3 protein-coding genes are annotated in these 2,536 nt (G+C 63.3%); all 3 read right to left on the bottom strand.

Features of this window, described 5'->3' with window-relative positions:
- Positions 1 to 126: 126 nt before the first annotated feature.
- Genes RPS27_RS09060 through RPS27_RS09050 form a run of 3 tightly spaced genes read right to left on the bottom strand, consistent with a single transcriptional unit; the run spans position 127 to position 2,426 of the window.
- Positions 127 to 366: a hypothetical protein gene (locus tag RPS27_RS09060; protein WP_128929832.1), complete on the bottom strand. Its 240-nt coding sequence runs from the start codon at positions 364 to 366 to the stop codon at positions 127 to 129.
- Positions 363 to 1,556: an IS91 family transposase gene (locus tag RPS27_RS09055; RefSeq protein WP_128929833.1), complete on the bottom strand. Its 1,194-nt coding sequence runs from the start codon at positions 1,554 to 1,556 to the stop codon at positions 363 to 365. The genes RPS27_RS09060 and RPS27_RS09055 overlap by 4 nt, the downstream gene beginning before the upstream one ends.
- Before the next feature lie 9 nt (positions 1,557 to 1,565).
- A complete protein-coding gene (locus tag RPS27_RS09050; protein ID WP_164935788.1) occupies positions 1,566 to 2,426 on the bottom strand; it encodes a site-specific integrase in 861 nt (286 codons plus the stop codon).
- Between the last annotated feature and the right edge of the window lie 110 nt (positions 2,427 to 2,536).

Below are 2,536 nucleotides of genomic sequence, written 5' to 3'. Positions count from 1 at the left end.
TCGGAATACTGGAGGGTTCAAATAGGTCCCGCGTCGCAGATCTCGCCGCAAGTCCAGCGCGGGACCTATTTGAAGCTGGATTGAACGAAGCCGCGTCTTGTGAGCGAGGACCTATGGGGGCTCGATCTAGGCGCCGGTAGGCGCGATTGACCCGATGTCGGGCCCGCGAGCGAGTGTGGCCGCAGATTGCCGTTGATATTGGCAGCAGAGGATGCCGGCGTCGATAGCGTCGAACGGCGCGTCAAGCCCAAGCGGCTGACTATCGCCCGTTCGCCGCGCGTTGTGAGCGTGCTTGATCGTTCCGACGGAGAACGTCGGCATGGCGATGCCTGCAGTGGGAGCGAACAAGTCGAGGTAGTCGGTCATGATGTATCGCAGCGAGGTGCTGCGCGTCGCGGCGTTTGCGCACGCGGCACAGGCCCAATCTCGACCATGCGGCCTCCGCAGATGGGGCACAAGTCGAGGCGGTGACCAATGAGGATGGCGCAGCGCTCACGATAGTCGACAGCTTCGGCAGGCGGAGGCGGCTCTGGCGCCTTTAGCGCCGCTCGGATGCGCGCGAGTTTGGCGACGCGGCAGGCGTTCGCCAGGAAGCCAAAATGACGGATGCGGCGAAACCCCTTCGGCAATACGTGGAGCAGAAAGCGACGAAGGAACTCCTCAGTGTCGAGCGTCATCACTTTGGATCTGTTGCCAGCGCGATAATCCTTCCACCGGAAGCGGACGTGGCCCTGGTCACAGGTAAGGAGCCGGCCGTTGGCGATTGCAACGCGATGGGTGTAGCGCCCGAGATAGGCCAGAACCTGTTCTGGTCCGCCGAAGGGACGCTTGGCGTAGACGACCCACTCGACCTTGCGGAGGGCGGTTAGATGGCGGGCGAATGCCGCTGGCTCGACGAGGTGCGCGAGATGGCCGAAGAACTGGAGCTTGGTGCCATTGAACGCCGCCTGCAGGCGCTCCAGGAACAGCCGACGATACAATCGTGACAGGACGCGAACGGGAAGGAAGAAGCCGGGGCGACAATGAACCCAGCTTCCATCAGGGGCGATCCCGCCGCCTGGCACGAGGCAATGGGCATGCGGATGATGCGTCAGGGTCTGGCCCCAGGTATGGAGAATGGCGATCATCCCGGTCTCGGCACCGAGATGCTTCGGGTCGGCGCTGATGAGACGGATCGTCTCGGCTGCTGCCTTGAGCAGGATGTCGTAGACCGCCGTCTTGTTCTGCAGCGCGATGGCGGCCACCGGCGCCGGCACGGTGAAGACGACATGGAAATAGGGGACCGGCAGCAGGTCGGCCTGGCGCTCGGCGAGCCATTGGGCGCGCGCGAGCGCTTGGCACTTTGGACAGTGCCGATCGCGACAGCTGTTATAGGCGACGCGGACCAGGCCGCAGTCGTCGCACCGCTCGACGTGGCCGCCGAGCGTCGCTGTGCGACACGCCTCGATGGCCGCCATCACACGGCGCTGATCGGAGGACAGCCGAGGACCCTGCGCGGCACGGAAGGCGCCGCCGTGGCGGCGGAGGATGTCCGCCACCTCGAGCACGGGGCGCATATGCGCAGCTCAGTCGGGTGGGATCACCCTGACGGAGAGTCCATCGAATGGGCTGGTCGTGCGGGCGAGCAGGTTGGTCGCAACCTGAGCGTAGCGCGCGGTCGATCCCAGGTCGGCATGTCCGAGCAGAACTTGAATGATGCGAATGTCGATCCCGCTTTCCAGGAGATGGGTCGCAAACGAGTGCCGGAGCGTATGGACAGTAATCGGCTTGGCAAGCCGAGCGCGGCGGCGGGCGGCGCGGCAGGCCGCCTGGACGCAGCGGACGCTGACATGTTCACTTGGGTCTTGGCCTGGAAATAGCCACAGCCCCGGTCGGGCTCGCATCCAGTACGTACGCAGAATCTCCAGCAGTCGCGGAGAAAGCATCGCGTAACGATCCCTGCCGCCCTTACCGTTCTCGATGTGGATCAACATTCGCTTGCTGTCGATCGAGCTCACCTTCAGGCGGACGACTTCACTAACCCGTAAGCCAGCCGCATAAGCCGTCGCCAGCACGACGCGATTGCGCACCCCTGTAACCGCGTCCAGGAAGCGCTCGATCTCTTCGGCACTAAGCACGAGCGGGAGCTTGTCGGGCTTCTGGCCACCAATGATCCGCTCGAATGCCTCCGTCTGCCCGAGTGTGACGCCGTAGAAGAACCGCAGCGCGCAGGCCACCTGATTGATGTGGGACCACGAGCGCTTTTGGCCGATGAGATGTAGTTGGTAGGCGCGGACCTGCTCGAAACTCAACCGGTCCGGGGCATAGCCGAAATGGCGGCTAAACTTTGCGATCGCATAGATATAGGATTGTTGAGTCGACGGCGACAGATTGCGGACCGTCATGTCCTCGATCATGCGCTGCCGAAGAGGGCTCATCGTAGCCATCTGGGTCTCCTGTCTTGAGAGGGGTGGTGCGAAGACCAACATCCTCTCAGACAGGACACCTCAGTTCAGCAGGTTTGCCCCCTACTGCCGCGTAGCGGGTTCGTTCAATC

This window comes from Bradyrhizobium sp. WYCCWR 12699 (assembly GCF_032144035.1).
GTDB lineage: Bacteria > Pseudomonadota > Alphaproteobacteria > Rhizobiales > Xanthobacteraceae > Bradyrhizobium.
This window is presented reverse-complemented; position numbering and strand designations above follow the sequence as displayed.

Excerpts from the sequence above, each read along its gene's own strand:
- RPS27_RS09060 (WP_128929832.1), bottom strand. The coding sequence starts at position 366 with ATGACCGACTACCTCGACTTGTTCGCTCCCACTGCAGGCATCGCCATG.
- RPS27_RS09055 (WP_128929833.1), bottom strand. The coding sequence starts at position 1,556 with ATGCGCCCCGTGCTCGAGGTGGCGGACATCCTCCGCCGCCACGGCGGC.
- RPS27_RS09050 (WP_164935788.1), bottom strand. The coding sequence starts at position 2,426 with ATGGCTACGATGAGCCCTCTTCGGCAGCGCATGATCGAGGACATGACG.